We start from the raw sequence: 19,559 nt of genomic DNA on the forward strand, positions 1-19,559 counted from the left end.
TTGGAATAAGCAACTTGCTATAAGGATATACTTACAAAAAAATCAATAAGTTGATTTCACATTGCCTATCTAAATGCCATTACCTAATGATAATAATGTATAAAAAAATAATTCATTATGTTTTCTTGGTCATCTTGCTAAATCCTTGTTACCTGCAAGCCAAGCCCCTATGCGATCAATGGTTTGCGAAGATTGTTTCTGTGCAAGGCCAGGTCGACGTTAAATATTACACTCAACCCGATTGGGAATTGGCGCACCAAAATGGCTCACTATGCTTCGGTGACAGTATTCGTACCGGAAAATACGGCCGTGTAGTTTTAAAATTTACCAATGAAGCGCTTACCACCTTAGACCAAAGCTCCACGCTCATTCTACCCGATCCTAAAAGAGAATCCACATCCTGGTTTATTGATTTAATTGAGGGCAGAGGCTTTTTTAGAAGTCGTCACAATCAGGAATTGGATATACACACGCCGTTTCTTAATGCTGTGCATAAAGGCACTGAATTTTTAGTCACCGTCAATAATGACAAAACCACTGTCAGTGTTTTCGATGGGAGCGTATCAGCAGAAAATAAGGCCGGGCATATTTTGGCGACACAAGGTTTTAGCGCTGAGGCTGAGCGCAATCAGCCACCCAAAATACGGGCATTAACGGTAACGCCGGAAAACGCGGTGCAATGGGCGCTGTATTATCCGCCGATTGCCGATTATCAAAGCCAAAAATTATCTTCTGTAGAACCCCAGTTGCAACCGGCATTAACGGCGTATCAACAGGGTAATTTATCAACGGCTTTAGCGCTATTAAATAACCTACCGGAATCACAGCGCGATGCGAATACATCTACATTCACCGCGTCTTTGCTATTGACTGTCGGGCGTTTGGATGAGGCGCAGCCCCATATTAACCAGGCTTTAAAACTGGAACCTAACAACAGCACAGCCATGGGATTGCAAGCGATTATCGCTGTAGCGCAAAATCAGCATGAATTGGCGTTACAACAGGCGCAAAAAGCGGTGGCGATAAATCCCAAATCAGAAGTTGCTCAGATTGCTTTGTCATATGCCTACCAGTCTCAATTTAAGGTTGAAGAGGCTTTAAAGTCAGCTCAGATTGCGGCAGCATTAGCCCCCAATAATGCGTTGGCATGGGCGAGACTTTCTGAGTTACAGCTTTCGGTTTGTGACCGTGATGCGGCATTAGAATCTGCCCAAAAAGCACAAACGCTTAATCCTGATCTGGCCAGAATCCATACCATAAAAGGCTTTGCCGAACTTGCTGACAATAATATCAATAACGGTAAGCAAGCCTTCACTCAGGCAATCAGCATTGATTCATCTGATCCTATCGCCTATTTAGGATTAGGGTTGGCAAAAATCAGACAAGGCCAACTTGAAGAAGGTAAAAGTGATTTAGAAATTGCGGTCAACCTTGATCCTAATAATTCGATTTTGCGCAGTTATTTGGGTAAATCTTTCTATGAATTGAAAAATAAAGAATTTGCGGGCAAGGAGTTTGACATCGCCAAAACCGTGGACAATAAAGACCCAACGCCTTGGTTTTACGATGCTATTCTTAAACAAACGACTAATCGTCCGGTTGAAGCGCTGCATGATATGCAAAAAGCCATTGAGTTAAATGATAATCGGGGAGTATATCGGTCTAAATTATTGCTGGATGAAGATAAAGCTGTGCGTAGTGCGAGTTTAGGCCGCATTTATAAAGAATTAGGCTTTGATGATGTGGCGCGTCAACAGGCAACAATTTCTTTGACAGTAGATCCTAGTAATTATAGTGCTCACCGATTATTAGCGGATAGCTATCTTTATCGCCCACGCCAGGAAATTGCCCGTGCCAGTGAAATTTTGCAGGCGCAATTATTACAGCCTTTAAATTACAACCCAATACAACCACAACTAGCTTATACCGACTTGAATATTCCCAAAAGTTCCGGTTTTGCCGATACATCATTCAATGAATACAGCCGCCTTTTTGAGGGCAATCAACATCGTCTTACAGCAACGGGTCTTTATGGCTCAAATGATACGCGGGCAGATGAAGCGGTACTATCTGGGATTCATAACAAGTTTGCTTACAGTTTAGGGCAAATGCACTACCAAACTGATGGTTTTCGTTCTAATGCTGATTTGAAACACAATCTGTATAATGTCTTTGGCCAGTATGAATTTTCACCCCAATTAAGTATGCAAGCAGAATACCGCTATCGGGATACTGAACAAGGCGATATTCAGATGACTGGCAGCGCTACAAATTCTGACAAAAATTTTCGACGTAATTTGCAACAAAGCACTTACCGTCTTGGTGCAAAATATTCGCCAGCACAACATTCAGATTTATTATTTTCTTATATCTATGCAGATAGGCATGAAGATGTCAAAGGTTTGGAGTTAACTACATTTTATAACGGTAACGCCAATCATCATGGCTACCAGTTCGAAGCCCAATACCTATATCACAGTGAAAGATTTAATAGCGTAATAGGCGGCGGTTCATATCAGTCGAATAATAATCGTCTATTTAATGCCTTTATACCTCAATTCAATCGCTTTATATCTACAATAAATGATAAAGATTATGAAAATAATCAAAACTTCGGCTATATCTATACTCATATTAATCTGCTAAAAAATATCGTAGCCACAACCGGTTTATCTTATGACAATTATCTTGATGATCTTGAAAATGCAAACTTCACAATCAGCCAACTCAGTCCTAAGCTCGGTTTGCAATGGCAGATTAATAAAGCTTTAACTTTGCGTATTGCAGGCTTTCAAACGGTTAAAGCACCTATCGTCATCAACCAATTAATTCAACCCATGCAAGTTGCAGGGTTTAACCAATTTTTTGATGATCCCAATGGTACCCGCGCAACGCAGTATGGTGTAGGGGTGGACATGCACCCAACAAATAATTTTTATATGGGTGCGGAAGCTTACAAACGTGACTTGAATGTACCTTCAATTGACACAACAAAAAAAAGCGCCGTATTCAGTAAACAGGAACAAGAACTTTACCGACTATATTTCAATTGGTTACCTCATGTTAATTGGCAGCTTAATTCAGAAATGCGCTTTGAAAGCTTTCGTGGACAAAAACAACACAATGATTATCAATCAGTAGAGTCTGGGTATATTCCCTTAAATGTACGTTATTTTAATACGTCAGGATTTTTTGCCGATGTTACTGGGCAATTCGTGCATCAATCTGTGTTGGGTGGCGCTCAAAATTTAGAAAGCTTTAAGAGCAATTTTATACTGCTGGATGCGGCTGTCGGTTATCGCTTTCCAAAACAATACGGCATGATTAGCCTAGAGGCAAAAAACCTGCTGGATAAAAATTTTAAATACCGAGATCGTAGTTATCAAATGAATGAATACCGAGCATCGGATTTAATACCAGAGCGATTGTTGTTTGCTCGCCTCACTTTAAACTTTTAATATTAAAAAACCTGGAGAAACCATGAAAAAATTCAATATCAGTGCCTTAAAACCAGAAACCATTAAAGACATAGAAGCCTTAATCGGGTCTGAACTAGCACATTTGGTTGCAGTTGACACCACTAACCAACCTATATTGCTTAGCGACGATGACATCAAAGCATCTCCAGCCAACCAAACAGAAGTCAATCAGCTAACAGCAACACGCATGTGTAGAGTTTTAATCGGAGGAGTATGGATTTACTTCCCCTGTTAAAGTTCTTTTTAGCGGAAGGTTGTTAAACGCGGGAGTCTTTCAAGCTTAACGGGGTAAATACACCTCTAAGCAAAACACGCAGAGTAAGCCACAAGGAGCTTACTTACACGACCCGCGAAAAGAGCGAAAATGATTACGAGTTTCTCAGTGCCGAGAAAACTTGATAAAAAATGCCCAGATATCTACAGTTCGGATACTGGGCGTTTTAATATTTACGTAATAGATAAATCAAGCCTTCAGAATGCCAAAGCTGTTTTACCAACCCACCAATCAATTAAGCGCCTTGGCACAGATTACGGCATACTCTACATCGGTAACTTGAATTTTTAACCTGTTTTTTTCATTTAAAGAGGCCCCTAAAAAGGTGAGTATTTTGCCTTTTAAATCAGCAACCGTTCTGGGATTGTCTTTTACTTTTATATCCAAGTCAGAATTAAGCGGCAATGCGCTAAGTTGACTCTGGTCAGCAGGATTAGCCGCCTCCAACTTCTCTTTTACCGTAAATATAATCTTATCAAAATGCAGCACCGGCTGCTGGACAGTCCCTGTCGCTGACGGACAAGTAGCAATCGCCGGAACGCCTTTGCTATCAACCGGAGGCACAGCCGCCAAAGATTGGCTAAAAGAAAAAATAAAAGCGGCGGCAAGCACCACAGGAAAAAACGTTTTTACATGTTTGTTCATGATCTCGACCCTCATACAAGAAACAATTACAAATTCGGACTCTTGAAAAACACAGCCCAAGCAACGCCTCGACACAGGAAAATACACCATCGCAATTAACCAAGGCGCTTAGTGAAGCTATCAAAGTGCCAAAATATTGTCAATAAAAATAGAATCACGTTGCAATTTATCGATTTTTCGCACCAACAATGCTTTTTTAATTAAAGAGTAAGCTATCAGCATTACAATTTCATCTAGAACCTAGTAAAATGACTGGTTAAGTATTAGCATTAACTTTAATTTTGCAGTCATTTGTTTAGTTTTTTAAGCAGACTCAAAACCTGATTTATTAAAAAACGCTTACAATTTAATAACATTGCAAAAATCATCTTATGAATATTGAGGTATTAGCGTGGAGCTAAGCGGCGCGGAAATTCTGATTCAAAGCCTGAAAGACGAAGGTGTAGAATTTATTTTTGGCTATCCCGGTGGGGCAGTGTTGCATATTTATGATGCACTGTACCAACAGGAAGATATCAAACACATATTGGTCAGGCACGAGCAAGGCGCTACCCATGCAGCTGATGGCTATGCACGCGCAACCGGAAAACCCGGTGTGGTGTTGGTCACTTCTGGCCCCGGTGCTACCAATGCAGTTACAGGTATTGCAACGGCTTACATGGATTCCATTCCCATGGTAATCATTTCTGGCCAAGTATCCTTGCCCGTTATAGGCAGCGATGCGTTCCAGGAAGTCGACATGATCGGCATTACCCGCCCTTGCGTTAAGCATAATTATTTGGTGAAAGATGTCACCAAGCTGGCTGAAACCATTAAAAAGGCGTTTTATGTAGCGACTACCGGTCGCCCTGGCCCAGTGGTTGTCGATGTGCCCAAAGACATTACCTCGCCGCTGATTAAAGTACCCTACAAGTACCCCAAAAAGGTGAGTATTCGCTCTTACGAGCCTACGGTTACTACTGACAAAGGCCACTATAAAAAAGCACTGGAATTAATACTGGCAGCACAACGGCCCATTATTTATTCGGGCGGCGGCGTGGTGCTGGGCAATGGCAGCAAGGAATTAACCGAGCTAACGCACACGCTGGGCTTTCCGATTACCAATACGCTAATGGGTTTGGGGGCTTTTCCTGCTACCGATAAGCAGTTTATTGGCATGTTGGGCATGCACGGTACCTACGAAGCCAATATGGCCATGCACGAAAGTGATTTGATCATTGCCATAGGCTCAAGGTTTGATGACCGCGTTACCGGTAAGCTCGAACTATTTTGCCCGTATGCCAAAATCATCCATTTTGATGTCGATCCGGCCTCCATATCTAAAACGGTTAAGGTGGATGTGGCTATTGTCAGCGACGTTAAACCTGCGCTTGAACAAATGCTGGAGCTGATTAAAGACAGCGATAAAAAACCCGGCAAAAAAGCGTTGGAAGCCTGGTGGAAGCAAATCGAAGAATGGCGCGCTATTAATTGCCTGGATTATGACCGTAACAGCCCGTTGATTAAGCCGCAATATGTTGTTGAGCAGCTGTACCAAGTCACCAAGGGTAATGCTTATGTAACGTCTGATGTTGGCCAACACCAAATGTGGGCCGCACAGTATTATCATTTTGACAAACCACGGCGTTGGATTAACTCCGGTGGTTTAGGCACGATGGGCTTTGGTCTGCCTGCGGCTATTGGCGTTAAGTTGGCGTTTCCTGATTCGGATGTTGCCTGCATTACCGGTGAAGCCAGCATACAAATGTGTATTCAGGAGTTATCAACGGCTAAGCAATATAAAACACCGATCAAAATTATTAACCTGAATAACCGTTATATGGGCATGGTTAGGCAATGGCAGGAGTTTACTTACGAATGTCGCTATTCGCATTCTTATATGGATACGTTGCCAGAGTTTGTTAAATTGGCAGAAGCCTATGGCCATGTGGGTATGCGCATTGAAAAACCGGAAGATGTCCGCCCTGCCCTTGAAGAAGCGTTTGCTTTAAAAGACCGCACGGTATTCATGGACTTTATAACCGATAGGACTGAAAACGTTTACCCGATGATTGAAGCGGGTAAAGGTCATCATGATATGAAATTACGGGTCGCCCCAGGCACGCCAACCGATAGGGAATTAGCGTAATGAAACATATTATTTCTATTCTCATTGAAAATGAATCGGGCGCATTATCACGCGTTGCCGGACTTTTTTCGGCACGGGGCTACAATATTGAATCGTTAACCGTGGCCGCAACCGAAGATGCCAGCTTGTCCCGCATGACATTAGTAACACGCGGCAGTGACGAAGTGATTGAGCAAATCATTAAACAGCTGAACAAATTGATTGATGTGGTTAAGTTAGTCGATTTAGCGGATTATATTCATATTGAACGCGAATTAATGCTGGTTAAAATTAAAACCAGCGACAAAAATCGTGAAGAAATTAAAAATATCGCGGATATTTTTCGCGGTAAAATTATTGATGTGACGCCAGACTCTTATATTGTTGAAATTACCGGCCCATCCGATAAATTGGATTCATTCCTCGCGGCCATTGATGCCAAAAGCATTGTCGAAGTGGTACGTTCAGGGGCAACCGGTATTTCACGCGGCGAAAAAGGCCTGCATTTATAAGCATTATTTAGGTACAGAAGCTACGTTTCAAGATTAAAAATCGTCTCACTGTACTTTTCATCATTTTATTGACACCCAGAAAAACAGGAAAACACATGCACGTTTATTATGATAAAGATGCCGATCTTTCAATCATCAAAGGCAAAAAAGTTGCCATTATTGGTTACGGTTCACAAGGCCACGCCCACGCTAACAACCTAAAAGACAGCGGCGTTGATGTTGTTGTCGGCTTACGTGCCGGATCACCTTCAGTAGCCAAAGCCCAAGCATGCGGCTTAACCGTTAAAGACGTACCGGAAGCGGTTGCTGGTGCGGATATTGTCATGATTTTAACGCCGGATGAATTTCAATCACAACTGTACAAAGTTGAAATTGAACCCAATATCAAGCACGGTGCAGCACTGGCATTTGCACACGGGTTTTCTATTTTGTTCAATCAGGTTGTACCGCGTGCAGATTTGGATGTCATCATGATTGCACCGAAAGCGCCCGGTCATACTGTACGCTCTGAGTTTGTTCGCGGCGGCGGCGTACCGGATTTAATCGCAATTTATAAAGACACGTCGGGCACTGCTAAAGCCATTTGTTTGTCTTATGCGTCTGCTATTGGTGGCGGCCGTTCTGGTATTATTGAAACCACGTTCCGTGATGAAGCCGAAACCGATTTATTCGGCGAACAAGCGGTATTATGTGGCGGTGCTGTGGAGCTAATTAAGGCAGGATTTGAAACCCTGGTTGAAGCAGGTTATGCGCCGGAAATGGCGTATTTTGAATGTTTACATGAATTGAAACTGATTGTTGATTTGATGTATGAAGGCGGCATTGCCAACATGAATTATTCAATTTCTAATAATGCCGAGTATGGCGAGTATGTCACCGGCCCTAAAGTCATCAATGATGAAAGCCGTCTTGCCATGCGCGAAGCCTTAAAAAATATCAGAAACGGCGAGTATGCCAAACGCTTTATCGTTGAGGGCTTGACCAATTATCCAGAAATGACCGCAAAACGCCGTTTGAATGCAGAGCATCCGATTGAAGTAGTGGGTGCGGAATTGCGCAGCATGATGCCGTGGATTAAAGCCAATCAAATTGTTGATAAAGCCAAGAACTAAACGCTAGCGCAGCACAGACATAGTGTAATTAACACTACACTATCAACCTAAAAAGCCCATCTATAGATGGGCTTTTTTGTGTCAAAAAGTGACACATTTGTTCGCAGCTAGCTACCATAAAAGAATTTTCAATAATTAATCCCAAAAAAATCAGTTGATTAAGTTGTGGCATGTATGTTGCTTGGTCTTAAGAACATAAGCTTTCGTAATTCTGACTACATAAGGATGCCACCATGACTACTGTAACAAAATCCAGCACTGCCAAAATTATGATGTTTAATTCACTTAATCTTGCAGACGAAAATCAAACAGCAACATTATTAATTGATGATTTCAGCATAAACCAACATGTTAGCGACAATGGCGTGGATAATAGCGCAACCAGTTCACAGGAAAAACTCGTCTCCGGCACAGCGCTTAAGCTAGCCACACGCAATGTTTCTGCATTGGCAACCGGTGGCATTTACGAATTTGAAACTGTTATCATTGGCGGGTCTTTTTTAAAAATCAATAATACGGGGGGTTCAAACGGCAGCAGCTTTATAGAGTATTGTTTTGACCAGACCAACTTTGCCGCGTTAGGCAAAGGCATCTTATTAACCGCTATCGATGTTGATTTTGATATTTCTGTGAGTATCAGCATTAATGGCGGCCTTGCCAGCACAGAATTCCAAACCTATACAGGCTCACAGTTTTTTAAACTTTATTCAGCATTTAGCGGCGACCAAACACAGTTCAACCGTGTCACTCGGTTGCGACTGGATTTTAAAGCGATACAATCGCATAACGTCAAATCGCAAATTACTCGCCTTGATGATTACAGAAAAGTACCCAATCCCGCTATTCTCAGTTTATTAGGCCTGGGTGAAGTCGAATTAAGCGCTTTTCGTCAAAAAAAGCTGGGCTAGTAGATAGCATTTTTTATGGGTTGTATTCCATAAACAACATTGATAATCACAAAAAAACCTGAATTACTAGGTAAATACTACCCGTTTTAATGTGAAATAGTGCACAGATTTTAAAGTGCTAATTCCTTATCATGACATCAAACCGGAAAACAACACAAAACGTTTATGACTTATATAAGCTGTTGTTAATTTATGTAAGTTACATTCAAAAATAAAAATATTTTCAATTTTTCTAAAAAAACCATAGGACACAATAATGGAAGCACATATTTCCAAATCCATCTTAAGGTTTTTTTATAAAGGCCAGTTTTGCCTTGGCACTTAGGACAGTTTTTTAAATTCACCAGACCAAATTATTTTCTGTCAAAAATCAGCCAAGTATAAATTTTATCACCCTCACGATAGAGACTTAACGGTAACTTCAATGTATATATCAAAATTTTATAAAAATCCCTTCACTCCTTTCTGTATTGCATCCTTAATAGCCGTTAGCCAGAATGGCTTTGCCGCCGGTAATACGGTAGTCACCCAATGGAACGAAGCGGCCTTAGAAGCCATACGGGTTACACATCCAGGACCGCCCATGGTTGCTAGATCATTAGCCATCACCCATACCTGTATGTATGATGCTTGGGCAGCGTATGATAAAAAAGCCAAGGGTACACGTTTGGGTAAAAAACTACGCCAACCTATTCAACAGCAGACTAAGGCTAATAAACAAGAAGCGATTAGCTATGCAGCACACAAATGTCTCTCCGATCTTTTCCCTACGCAAGTGTCAAGTTTTGATGCTTTACTAACAACACTGGGTTATAACCCAGCGAATAGCAGTGTTCTGATTACCACCCCCGCTGGCCTAGGCCATGTAGCGGCTCAGGCTGTGCTAGATTTTCGTCATCATGATCGCTCTAATCAATTAGGCGATTTAAATCCTGGCCCTTATTCGGATTATACAAACTATACGTCTGTTAATACACCGACACATATTAGCAACCCTAACCACTGGCAGCCTTTGCAAATAGGCGATAAAGTACAGAAATTTATTGCTCCGCACTGGGGTAAAGTTATTCCTTATGCCTTAAAATCAGGCAGTCAATTTCGTAAAACATTACCTAAACCCGCTGATTATTACAAACAGCCAGTCCGTTATGAAATTCAGGCACGCCAAGTTTTAGCTTATAGCGCCCATTTAACCGATGAGAAAAAAGTAATTGCTGAATACTGGTCAGATGGCCCGTCTTCTGAACTTCCTCCTGGACATTGGACATTATTTGCAGAATACGTGTCTGATCGTGACCACCATACGGTAGACCAGGATGTGAAAATGTTTTTTGCGATGACGAATGCGGTACTGGATGCCAGCATTGCCTGTTGGGATGCCAAGCGTTACTTTGATTACGTTAGACCTGTCAGTGCAATTAACTACCTTTTTGCCGGCAAAACCGTGCAATCCTGGCAAGGTGCTATTGATGGCGCTGATTGGAAGCCTTATCAAGCGGCCAATGTGGTAACACCGCCTTTTCCAGAATATATTTCCGGGCACAGTGTATTTAGTGCCGCAGCGGCAGAAACGCTAAAATTATTTACCAAAAGCGATAAATTTGGCTATAGCGTTACCATTCCAGCGGGTTCGTCACATGTTGAACCTAACATAGTCCCTGCTAATGCTACCGTTCTTTCGTGGCTGACTTTCAGCGATGCCGCTGACCAAGCAGGCATTTCAAGACGTTATGGTGGCATTCATTTTGTTGACGGGGATTTAGTATCACGTAAATTAGGTCGGGTTATTGGTAAGCAAGCCTGGAAGAAAAGTAAAATGCTTTTTAATTAATCTGCAATCTTGTTTTTATACGCTTGCTTGAGCTTGTGCTTGAGCAAGCGGTAATACTTAATTTGTTATTTTATTTCTATACGCAAAATAAAACATCAAGCCGCCAATTATAATCATCGGCGTAGATAATATTTGCCCCATCGTCACCCAATCCAGCGCCATATAACCCAAATGCGCATCGGGCATACGGAAAAATTCAACAAAAAACCGAAAACAGCCATAAAGCAACAACGCCAAGCCCGTAGTCGCCATCGTAGGCCGCTGTTTTTTGGAGTACAGCCATAAAATAACAAACATCACCACGCCTTCCAAAAACGCTTCGTACAACTGCGAAGGGTGTCTGGCCAGCGGCCCTCCCGTCGGAAAAACCATCGCCCACGGCACATCGGTAGTCCGGCCCCATAATTCTGAATTGATAAAATTGCCGAGTCGCCCTGCCCCCAAACCAATCGGCGCTAACGGGGCAATAATATCGGTGAGTTGCAGCATAGTGCAGTGCTGTTTTCTAGCAAACAACCACATAGCAATAAACACACCCAACATACCACCATGAAAGGACATACCGCCTTGCCAAATCTTAAACAAAATGAGCGGATTGTGGATAAATTCAGCAAAATTGTAGAACAGAATATAACCAATTCTGCCACCCAGAATAACGCCCATTGCGCCATAAGTGACCAAGTCTTCAATCGCTTCCGGTTTAACTGGCGACCACGGCTGCGTTGCCCGTTTTTGGCCTAAAATCCAAACGGCGGCAAAACCTATCAAATACATCACGCCATACCAATGCACTTTTATAGGCCCTAACGTGACTGCAATGGGATCAATGTGCGGAAAACTTAACATAAGCCATGCCTTGAAAAGATAGGAAACATAACGGCATTATAACGCAAGCCCATCCATACTAATGTGCCTCATCGCAGTTATTACCTACACCAATACTAGCATCAGGGATTATGGATCCGACAAATGCATGCTTAATTTATTTTACAATTCTGTACGTTAAATAGCATGGGTTGCTTTGCATCACGAATAAATCTTAAAACTGCCCTTAAATAAGAATATTTGTACTAAAATTATTTTGATTCAAATAGTTATTATTTTTAGGGAAACTGAAATGTTAACGTTCTTAAAGAAATACCATGTATGGCTTGGTGCAGAAGGGTACTGTATTTTGGGACTCATCGTAATTTGTCTGATTGTAATTTTACTCACACCTCATTTTTGTCATGACACCATTGAACAATTACTGCGTTATGGAGGGTTAATTCTCCAACTTATTGGTATAGGTATAACGGTACGTGGATTATGGGATGTTCGGCGTGAGTTTGGAAAATTATCTCTGCCTAAAATGATTAATGCTTGGTGGAGCCGAGCACCTTGGAAATCTACAATAAATGAACCCACACCGGTTATTCTTTCCATAAGGGTAGCTATTAATACTTTTTATTCGCCACCATCAACAGACACAATTGAAGACCGACTCAAAGGTTTAGAAGCCAATATGGAAATGATATACCAAATCAACAAGAATGAAATTGATAGCCTAAATGCTCAATCAAATTGCCACAATATCAAGCATTCCCAAACAAATACTAGACTCGAAAATTTTGCGCTTGACGGAATTCCAATGGCACTTGTGGCAATTATTTATGTTGTTTTGGGTTCAATATTTAGTACCGTTCCCCAAGAAATCGCTACTTGGCTTAGCTAGCACAAATTGTCAGTTCGTAGCCGACTAATGCGCCTCATCCCAGTTATGCCCTACGCCAATATCAACAATTAACGGTACACTCAGCTTGGCCGCACCCGCCATCAATACTCTAATTTGTGCGGTACAGCTTTCAAGCTGGTCAATAGCAATCTCAAACACCAGTTCGTCATGCACTTGCATAATCATTTTGGCATCGGGTTTTGCTTCCAGAAGCCACGCATCCGTAGTTAACATGGCGTGTTTGATGATATCAGCCGCCGTACCTTGCATGGGCGCATTGATGGCCGTGCGTTCAGCGTATTGACGACGTGCGGCATTGCGCGAATTAATCTCTGGCAAATACAAACGACGGCCAAATAGGGTTTCCACATAACCTTGTTCTTTGGCCTGCTCGCGAATGCTATCCATATACTGTTTAACCCCAGGATACCGGGAAAAATACAGCTCAATATACGATTGCGCCTGATTACGCGGCAAACCCAATTGTTGCGCCAGTCCAAACGCCGACATGCCATAAATCAACCCAAAATTAATGGCTTTAGCAGAGCGGCGCATATCATTACTGACCTGATCTAACGCTACACCAAATACTTCGGCAGCGGTAGCTTTATGCACATCCAAGCCTTCGTTAAAGGCGGCCAGCAAACCGGCATCAGCGGATAAATGCGCCATAATACGCAGTTCAATTTGTGAATAATCTGCCGCGACAATTTGATAACCCGACGGTGCAATAAAAGCCTGACGGATTTTTCGGCCTTCTTCACTCCTGATAGGAATGTTTTGCAGATTAGGATCCGATGACGATAACCTGCCCGTTGCCGCTACCGCCTGATGATACGAGGTGTGAATGCGACCGGTTTTATCATTAATCTGCTGCGGCAATTTATCGGTGTAAGTGGACTTGAGCTTACTTAAACTGCGGTGATCGATAAGCAGTTTGGGCAATGGATACGTTAAGGCTAATTCTTGCAGCACGCCTTCATCGGTTGATGGCTGGCCGGTCGGTGTTTTCTTTAACACCGGCAGCTTTTGTTTGTTATACAAAATTTCCTGAATTTGCTTAGGCGAACCCAAATTAAAACTTTGTCCGGCCAAATCGTGCGCTTGTTGCTCCAAGGCTGAAATGTGGCTTGCCAACTCCATGCTTTGCTGAGCCAGCATGGAAATATCTATCAATACGCCGTTGGCTTCAATACGCGCCAATACAGCAATCAGAGGAATTTCAAGGCTGGCATATAAATGCTGTAAGCTCGGAATAGCGGCCAGTTTTGCGCTCAGCACCTCATGCAGTCGTAAAGTAATATCGGCATCTTCTGCGGCATAAGGCCCGGCTTGTTCTATGTTAACTTCTTTGAAAGGAATTTGTTTGGCACCTTTGCCCGCAACGTCGTGGTAATGGATAGTATCGACACCCAAATAGTGCTTGGCCAGATCGTCCATATTGTGTTTGCTGGCGGTGCTGTTTAAAACGTATGAAGCCAGCATGGTATCGTGCGCCATACCGCGCAGATGAATACCATGATTAGCCAGGACATGGTTATCGTATTTGAGATTTTGCCCAAGCTTAGCCTTGGCTGGATTTTCCAGTAACGGACGCAGTTTTTCCAGTACAGTTGTTCTGTCTAACTGATCCGGTACGCCAGGATAATCATGCGCTAAAGGCACATAAGCAGCATGGCCCGGCGTAACCGCAAATGACACCCCGACAATCAGAGCTTTGGTGTAATCCAAACTGGTGGTTTCTGTATCAAAAGCAAACAGCTCGGCTTGCTCAAGCTGTGCCAGCCAATGATCAAAGCGTTGCAGGGTTAGTACGGTTTCATAAGTCGTATCAAGCGCTTCAACTACCACCTCCGGCCCTGGATTATCAACCACGGCATTGATTACGGCAACAGGGGGTGTTATGTTATCCAATGTTTTAAGCCATGATGAAAAGCCCAATTCCGACAAAAGCATTTTAAGTTCAGCGACCTTCATCGGTTGCTGTTTTAAATCATCAATGCTGTAAGGTAAATCCAGATCGCATTTAATGGTCGCCAGCTGTTGGGATAACGCCAGTTGCGGCAAATTATCCCGTAGGTTATCGCCGATTTTGCCGGTAATCTCGTGCGCTGCGGCAACTAGATTAGCTATGCTGCCATATTGCGCCAGCCACTTTACCGCTGTTTTTGGGCCAACTTTTGGAATGCCCGGAATATTGTCACTGCTGTCGCCAATCAGGGCTAAATAATCAACGATCTGTTCCGGCTTAACACCAAATTTGTCGATGACGCCTTGCCTATCCATGCGCGTGTTGGTCATGGTATTTTCCAGCATAATGTTGTCATTCACCAATTGCGCCATATCCTTATCGCCTGTGGAAATAATGACTTTAAAGCCGTGGCGTTCAGCTTGCTGGGCAAACACGCCAATAACATCATCCGCTTCAACATGAGGAATCATAATCAGTGGCAAGCCCATGGCACGAATTACCTCATGAAGCGGCGCTATCTGGTCACGTAAATCATCCGGCATGGGTGGCCGATTGGCCTTGTACTGATCGTACAGATCATTGCGAAAACTTTTGCCCGGCGCATCAAATACCACAGTAATGTAATCACTGTGGTAATCGGCAATAAGTTTACGCAACATGCTGGTTACGCCGTGTATGGCGCTAGTGGGCAAGCCTTTAGGGCTGGTTAGCGGTGGAATAGCATGGTAAGCGCGAAATAAAAAAGACGAACCATCCACTAAAATGAAGCGTTGTTGTGTGTTTTCAGACATGTATAAGGATTTCAAGTTTAGGGTTCAAGGCAGGGATTATATTTTGCGTTTCACATCAGTAATATGAGGGAGCTGACCTATTTTACTCAGGACTTGGCTTAATTGATTGATATTTTCCACCTGTATGGTTAACTCCAGGGTTGCGGAAAAATCAGCATGGGTATTAAGCACAGCGTTACTGATATGAACTTTGGCCTGCGCTAAAATAGAGGACACGTCACCCAGCAGATTTTGGCCATTAAAGGCATTGATACTGATAGGCACAGCAAAACTGGATTTTTGCTGACTCCACGCCACTGAAACAAGCTGCGCTTGTTTTTCAGATGCGAGATGTACGATATTTTCGCAGTCTTGCCGGTGTACGGTAATGCCTTTGTGATGGGAGATATAGCCAATAATGGCATCACCTTGCACGGGTTTGCAGCACAATGCAAAAGAGGTCAATATGTTATCGATACCATCAACAGCAATCATTGATTTGGCGGGAGCTACTGAAGCTTTAGTTTTTGGAACAACAACGGTTTTTTCCAGCTCAGGCACTTTAAAAAATGCCGCTAATTGACGATGATTGATATCATTTCGTCCGATAGCTTCCAGAAGTTTATCATTATCGGAAAAATGAAAATGCTTGGCCAGCTCATTTAAATTGGCTAATTTTATCCCCAAGCGTTGCAGCTCTTTATCCAGAATATTTTTACCGGTCGCTATATTGTCAGCTTGCTGCTGGTTTTTAAACCAACTTTTCACCTTGCTAATAGCGCGTGATGACTTCAAATACCCCAAGTGCGGATCAATCCAGTTATGGTTAGGGCCACCGGCTTTTGCATTCAATATTTCTACACGATCTCCGGATTTCAAGGTACAGGTAAGCGGCATGATGCGGCCATTGACTTTCGCACCCCGACAACGATGCCCAATATCGCTATGAATGGCATAAGCAAAATCCAGGGGTGTCGAGCCTTTAATCAAATCCACCAGATTGCCTTTTGGGGTTAATACATAAACCCGATCATGAAATAATTCGCTTTGGAAACTATCAGCCAAAGTGTCATCAGGATTTTCTTCCAGCAGTTTACGCAACTGCGTGATGTTTTTTTCCAACACCGCATTTTGTTTGCCACCTTCCTTATACGACCAATGCGCAGCAACGCCAAGCTCTGCAAAATCGTGCATATCCTGCGTGCGAATTTGTACTTCGATGCGATTACCTAAAGTATCTAAAATAACGGTATGCAGCGATTGATACCCGTTTTCTTTGGGATTAGCGATATAGTCATCAAATTCTTTAGGAATGTACTGCCAGATACTGTGAACAATGCCCAGCACGGTGTAACATTCCGTTAAATTACCCACAATAACACGCACCGCCAGCAGATCGTACAGCTCATCAATGTCCAACTGCTTACGCTGCATTTTCTTCCAAATGCTATAGATATGTTTGGGGCGGCCACTGATTTCACTGCCAATAGCGACCTCTGCCAATTTGTTATCTAGCAGCGTGATGAAGCTATTAATACACAACTCTCGCTGCACACGGTTGTTGGCCAGTGATTTGGCAATGCTGCGGTAGGCCTGGGGATTTAAATAGCGAAATGCGAAATCTTCCAGCTCCCATTTAAGCTGATGTATGCCAAGACGATTGGCAATAGGTGCATAGATATCTAAAGTTTCTTGAGCGATAAACAACTGGGTTTCGTGGGATTCCTTTGCCAATCCGCGCAAACGCAGCGTGCGGTAGGCCAGCTTGATTAACACCGCACGAATATCCTGAGTCATGGATAGCAACATGCGCCGTAATGTTTCTGTTTGGTTAGGCTGGCGCGTCATCTCTGGAGAGTAAACGTTAGATCGATTTAAAGAGTTAACGTTATCAACCAGGGTTGCTACTTTTATACCAAATACTTTGGCAATATCAACTGGGGCACTGAGCTTTGCCAAACGAGGATCGCTTAACAATGCCGCCACTATAGTATTTACATCGACATTAAAATCCATTAAAAAAACAGCAACTTCAAAGCTTTGTGGGCGATGATAATGTAGATCTTCAGGAATTAAAGCAGTAATGTTTAAAGCCTGTTCTATGATTTGGCTATCAAAGCTAGAAAACCGGCTGAAAAGTGATGAGGTTGTCGCAAAGGTCTTTTTCATTAAAATAGGGCGCGAATGATTCGAAAATAGTGAATAATCATGATAGGCTAGACTAACAATAGCGTAAGACAAGAGGGTTGTTTGTTCTACAAAACCCCATCTTTTAGTAATGGCAAACAAATTAAATAATAATGAATAACGATAATAAGCAAGGCGCGAATCCCAGCGTCCCGCCACAATATTTTTACCCTTCTTTGGCTCAGCAACAGAATACAATTAAATTGATTGATCTGTACCGTATTGTGCTGAAACACCATAAAATAATTTTAACAATCCTGTTGATTTTTACAATTGCTGGCGTGGTCTCGGCGCTTTTAAAACCTGTAATTTACTCTTTTTCCACGACTGTGCAAATTGGCACTCTTTCCACTGCGGATAATCAAGGTAAGTCTGAGCTGATTGAATCTTCTCAAACTGCGCTAAATAAAATCATATCGGCTTATATCCCTTTTGTTTTAGCACAGCATTATGAAAAGAACCCTTCTGATAGAGGCCGGTACACCATAAATGTAGTCGTGCCCAAAAACAGTGAAATACTTAATATTGAAGCAAGAGGAGCAATTAACCGAGAAACCGCATACAAACAATTAATAAATGATGTGGTTAAAAAGTTAATTGATGATCACTCCAGAATAACCATTTTAAAAATCAAAAACTTCGAAGTGGGCATCGCACATGCGGAAAATGTTTTGGCCAGCACCAAGGATAATGCCAAGTTAATTGCTGCCAACACCGAGCGCTTGAACAAAACATCTGAACTCTTAAGCACACAGCTGAAAGAAAAAAAGGAGTTGTTGGCACATACCTTAAAAAATCGTGATAATGTCAACATTAACAATCCCACAGGTGCCATGAGTGTATTGTTAATTGATAGTGAAATCCAGCGTTATCAACAAATGATTGATCAAGTCGAAAAGTATTTATTAATTGATTTAAATCAGCAACGTAATGAGCTTGAAAAGGCCTTGTCGGATAATTTACGTGCTCAAAATGATGAGCAAAATTCGATAGATCAGCTTAAAAATGCCTTGGTCAATATCAGTAATACCAAAGCAGTGGTGCCAGTAATGACATCAACAGATTCTGTGGGATTAAGTAAAACAGCCATTATGCTTAGTTTTGTTTTATTAGGGGTTGCCATTGCTTTAGCAGCGGCTTTTACGTATGAATTTTTTCAAAGCGAAATGTTGAATAAAAAAAATGGAAGTAGTACTTAGTCAATATTGATCTGTCGGTCAAATATTTTAAAAAACCATTCGTACCCAAAGGGCATAAATGAAGAGCCGTTCGACAAGCTCATGAGAGCCTTGTTGAACCATGAGCATTAATATTTTTTGATATTTTTTCATAAATAAGCGCTTATTTGAATTAAAGAGCTACCCACTTAAAGAGTGGGGTATTTTGGCTAACGGCCAAAGTTTATCGTTTTTTATGGTATTGGGTTTGTATTTTTTCAGTCAGGCACTACACTTTTTTTGAAAGCTTCACAGGTTAAGAGCCAATCAAGCTGGAGCATTCATCCTAAAGTTAACTTCTACTGGAAATACCCGATGAAAAAATTACTTGTCTTACTGTCTTTGTGTGCTTGCAATGCTTTTGCCGCACCCGTTAATATCAACACTGCGGATGCAAAGACCATATCGGACTCATTAAATGGTATTGGCCAGAAAAAAGCCGAAGCCATCATCAAGTACAGGACTGAAAAAGGTCCATTTAAAGCAGCAGATGACTTAACCAATGTTTCGGGTATTGGCCCTAAAACAGTTGAAAAAAACAAAGCTGATATTTTGTTACAATAAGCTTTTATTTTCGACAAGCCATCTAACAGATCACCCCATTTACTTTACTGATGTGTTGCTGGCTTGCATGGCATAAAATGGACAATGCGAGTACTTGTGTAATGGATGGGCTGTTGCAAGTACTCTCACTGTATAATTATTGACCCACACAGTACACACTCTATATTTTTCATGTAACGCCCCGCTTAATTAATAAATCTGATAATTCTTCCGTTTCAGTAGCACCCAGAAAACCAGTTTATATGGCGGATATACAGGCGTTGTGGC

General features: G+C 42.1%; 14 protein-coding genes. 10 read left to right on the forward strand and 4 right to left on the reverse strand.

From position 1 onward, the window contains the following. Positions 1-95: 95 nt before the first annotated feature. Positions 96-3,458 (forward strand): tetratricopeptide repeat protein, encoded by a 3,363-nt coding sequence (locus ACHZC4_RS01680; protein ID WP_394752026.1) that lies wholly within the window; start codon positions 96-98, stop codon positions 3,456-3,458. Between the two features lie 22 nt (positions 3,459-3,480). Beyond that, the gene (locus ACHZC4_RS01685) at positions 3,481-3,714 is read left to right on the forward strand and encodes a hypothetical protein (RefSeq protein ID WP_394752027.1); all 234 of its coding nucleotides are present in this window, start codon (positions 3,481-3,483) and stop codon (positions 3,712-3,714) included. A 270-nt stretch (positions 3,715-3,984) separates the two neighbouring features. On the opposite strand, the gene ACHZC4_RS01690 is transcribed toward ACHZC4_RS01685, so the two are convergent. Further along, the gene (locus tag ACHZC4_RS01690; RefSeq protein ID WP_394752028.1) at positions 3,985-4,398 is read right to left on the reverse strand and encodes a hypothetical protein; all 414 of its coding nucleotides are present in this window, start codon (positions 4,396-4,398) and stop codon (positions 3,985-3,987) included. A gap of 391 nt (positions 4,399-4,789) precedes the next feature. Between ACHZC4_RS01690 and ACHZC4_RS01695 the strand changes: the two genes are divergently transcribed. The 5 genes from ACHZC4_RS01695 to ACHZC4_RS01715 all read left to right on the forward strand — a co-directional run bounded on the left by ACHZC4_RS01695 (position 4,790) and on the right by ACHZC4_RS01715 (position 10,868). Further along, a complete protein-coding gene (locus tag ACHZC4_RS01695) occupies positions 4,790-6,526 on the forward strand; it encodes an acetolactate synthase 3 large subunit (RefSeq protein ID WP_394752029.1) in 1,737 nt (578 codons plus the stop codon). Then, the gene (gene ilvN / locus ACHZC4_RS01700; RefSeq protein WP_394752030.1) at positions 6,526-7,017 is read left to right on the forward strand and encodes an acetolactate synthase small subunit; all 492 of its coding nucleotides are present in this window, start codon (positions 6,526-6,528) and stop codon (positions 7,015-7,017) included. Before ACHZC4_RS01695 ends, ilvN begins: the two co-directional genes overlap by 1 nt. A gap of 95 nt (positions 7,018-7,112) precedes the next feature. Beyond that, entirely contained in the window at positions 7,113-8,129 is a 1,017-nt protein-coding gene (gene ilvC / locus ACHZC4_RS01705; RefSeq protein ID WP_394752031.1) for a ketol-acid reductoisomerase, read from the forward strand. Positions 8,130-8,362: 233 nt separating this feature from the next. Continuing rightward, entirely contained in the window at positions 8,363-9,037 is a 675-nt protein-coding gene (locus ACHZC4_RS01710) for a hypothetical protein (protein WP_394752032.1), read from the forward strand. Between the two features lie 424 nt (positions 9,038-9,461). Continuing rightward, positions 9,462-10,868: a DUF6851 domain-containing protein gene (locus tag ACHZC4_RS01715; RefSeq protein ID WP_394752033.1), complete on the forward strand. Its 1,407-nt coding sequence runs from the start codon at positions 9,462-9,464 to the stop codon at positions 10,866-10,868. A gap of 57 nt (positions 10,869-10,925) precedes the next feature. Here the strand turns inward: ACHZC4_RS01715 and lgt are convergent, their stop codons facing one another. Continuing rightward, complete coding sequence (lgt, locus tag ACHZC4_RS01720; RefSeq protein WP_394752034.1) at positions 10,926-11,714, reverse strand: prolipoprotein diacylglyceryl transferase; 789 nt, start codon at positions 11,712-11,714, stop codon at positions 10,926-10,928. A gap of 271 nt (positions 11,715-11,985) precedes the next feature. On the opposite strand from lgt, the gene ACHZC4_RS01725 reads away from it, so the two are divergent. Continuing rightward, positions 11,986-12,582 (forward strand): hypothetical protein, encoded by a 597-nt coding sequence (locus tag ACHZC4_RS01725; protein WP_394752035.1) that lies wholly within the window; start codon positions 11,986-11,988, stop codon positions 12,580-12,582. A 24-nt stretch (positions 12,583-12,606) separates the two neighbouring features. Here the strand turns inward: ACHZC4_RS01725 and polA are convergent, their stop codons facing one another. Together polA and ACHZC4_RS01735 are read right to left on the reverse strand one after the other, a co-directional pair. Continuing rightward, positions 12,607-15,345 (reverse strand): DNA polymerase I, encoded by a 2,739-nt coding sequence (polA, locus tag ACHZC4_RS01730; protein ID WP_394752036.1) that lies wholly within the window; start codon positions 15,343-15,345, stop codon positions 12,607-12,609. 36 nt (positions 15,346-15,381) lie between these two features. Continuing rightward, entirely contained in the window at positions 15,382-17,493 is a 2,112-nt protein-coding gene (locus tag ACHZC4_RS01735) for a RelA/SpoT family protein (RefSeq protein ID WP_394752037.1), read from the reverse strand. A gap of 131 nt (positions 17,494-17,624) precedes the next feature. On the opposite strand from ACHZC4_RS01735, the gene ACHZC4_RS01740 reads away from it, so the two are divergent. Both ACHZC4_RS01740 and ACHZC4_RS01745 read left to right on the forward strand, forming a co-directional pair. Next, positions 17,625-18,710 carry a Wzz/FepE/Etk N-terminal domain-containing protein gene (locus tag ACHZC4_RS01740; protein WP_394752038.1) on the forward strand — a complete coding sequence of 362 codons (1,086 nt, stop codon included), beginning with the start codon at positions 17,625-17,627 and terminating at the stop codon, positions 18,708-18,710. Between the two features lie 333 nt (positions 18,711-19,043). Further along, positions 19,044-19,292: a ComEA family DNA-binding protein gene (locus tag ACHZC4_RS01745; RefSeq protein WP_394752039.1), complete on the forward strand. Its 249-nt coding sequence runs from the start codon at positions 19,044-19,046 to the stop codon at positions 19,290-19,292. Positions 19,293-19,559 lie beyond the last annotated feature (267 nt).

The organism is Crenothrix sp., from assembly GCF_043729335.1.
Taxonomy (GTDB): domain Bacteria; phylum Pseudomonadota; class Gammaproteobacteria; order Methylococcales; family Methylomonadaceae; genus Crenothrix.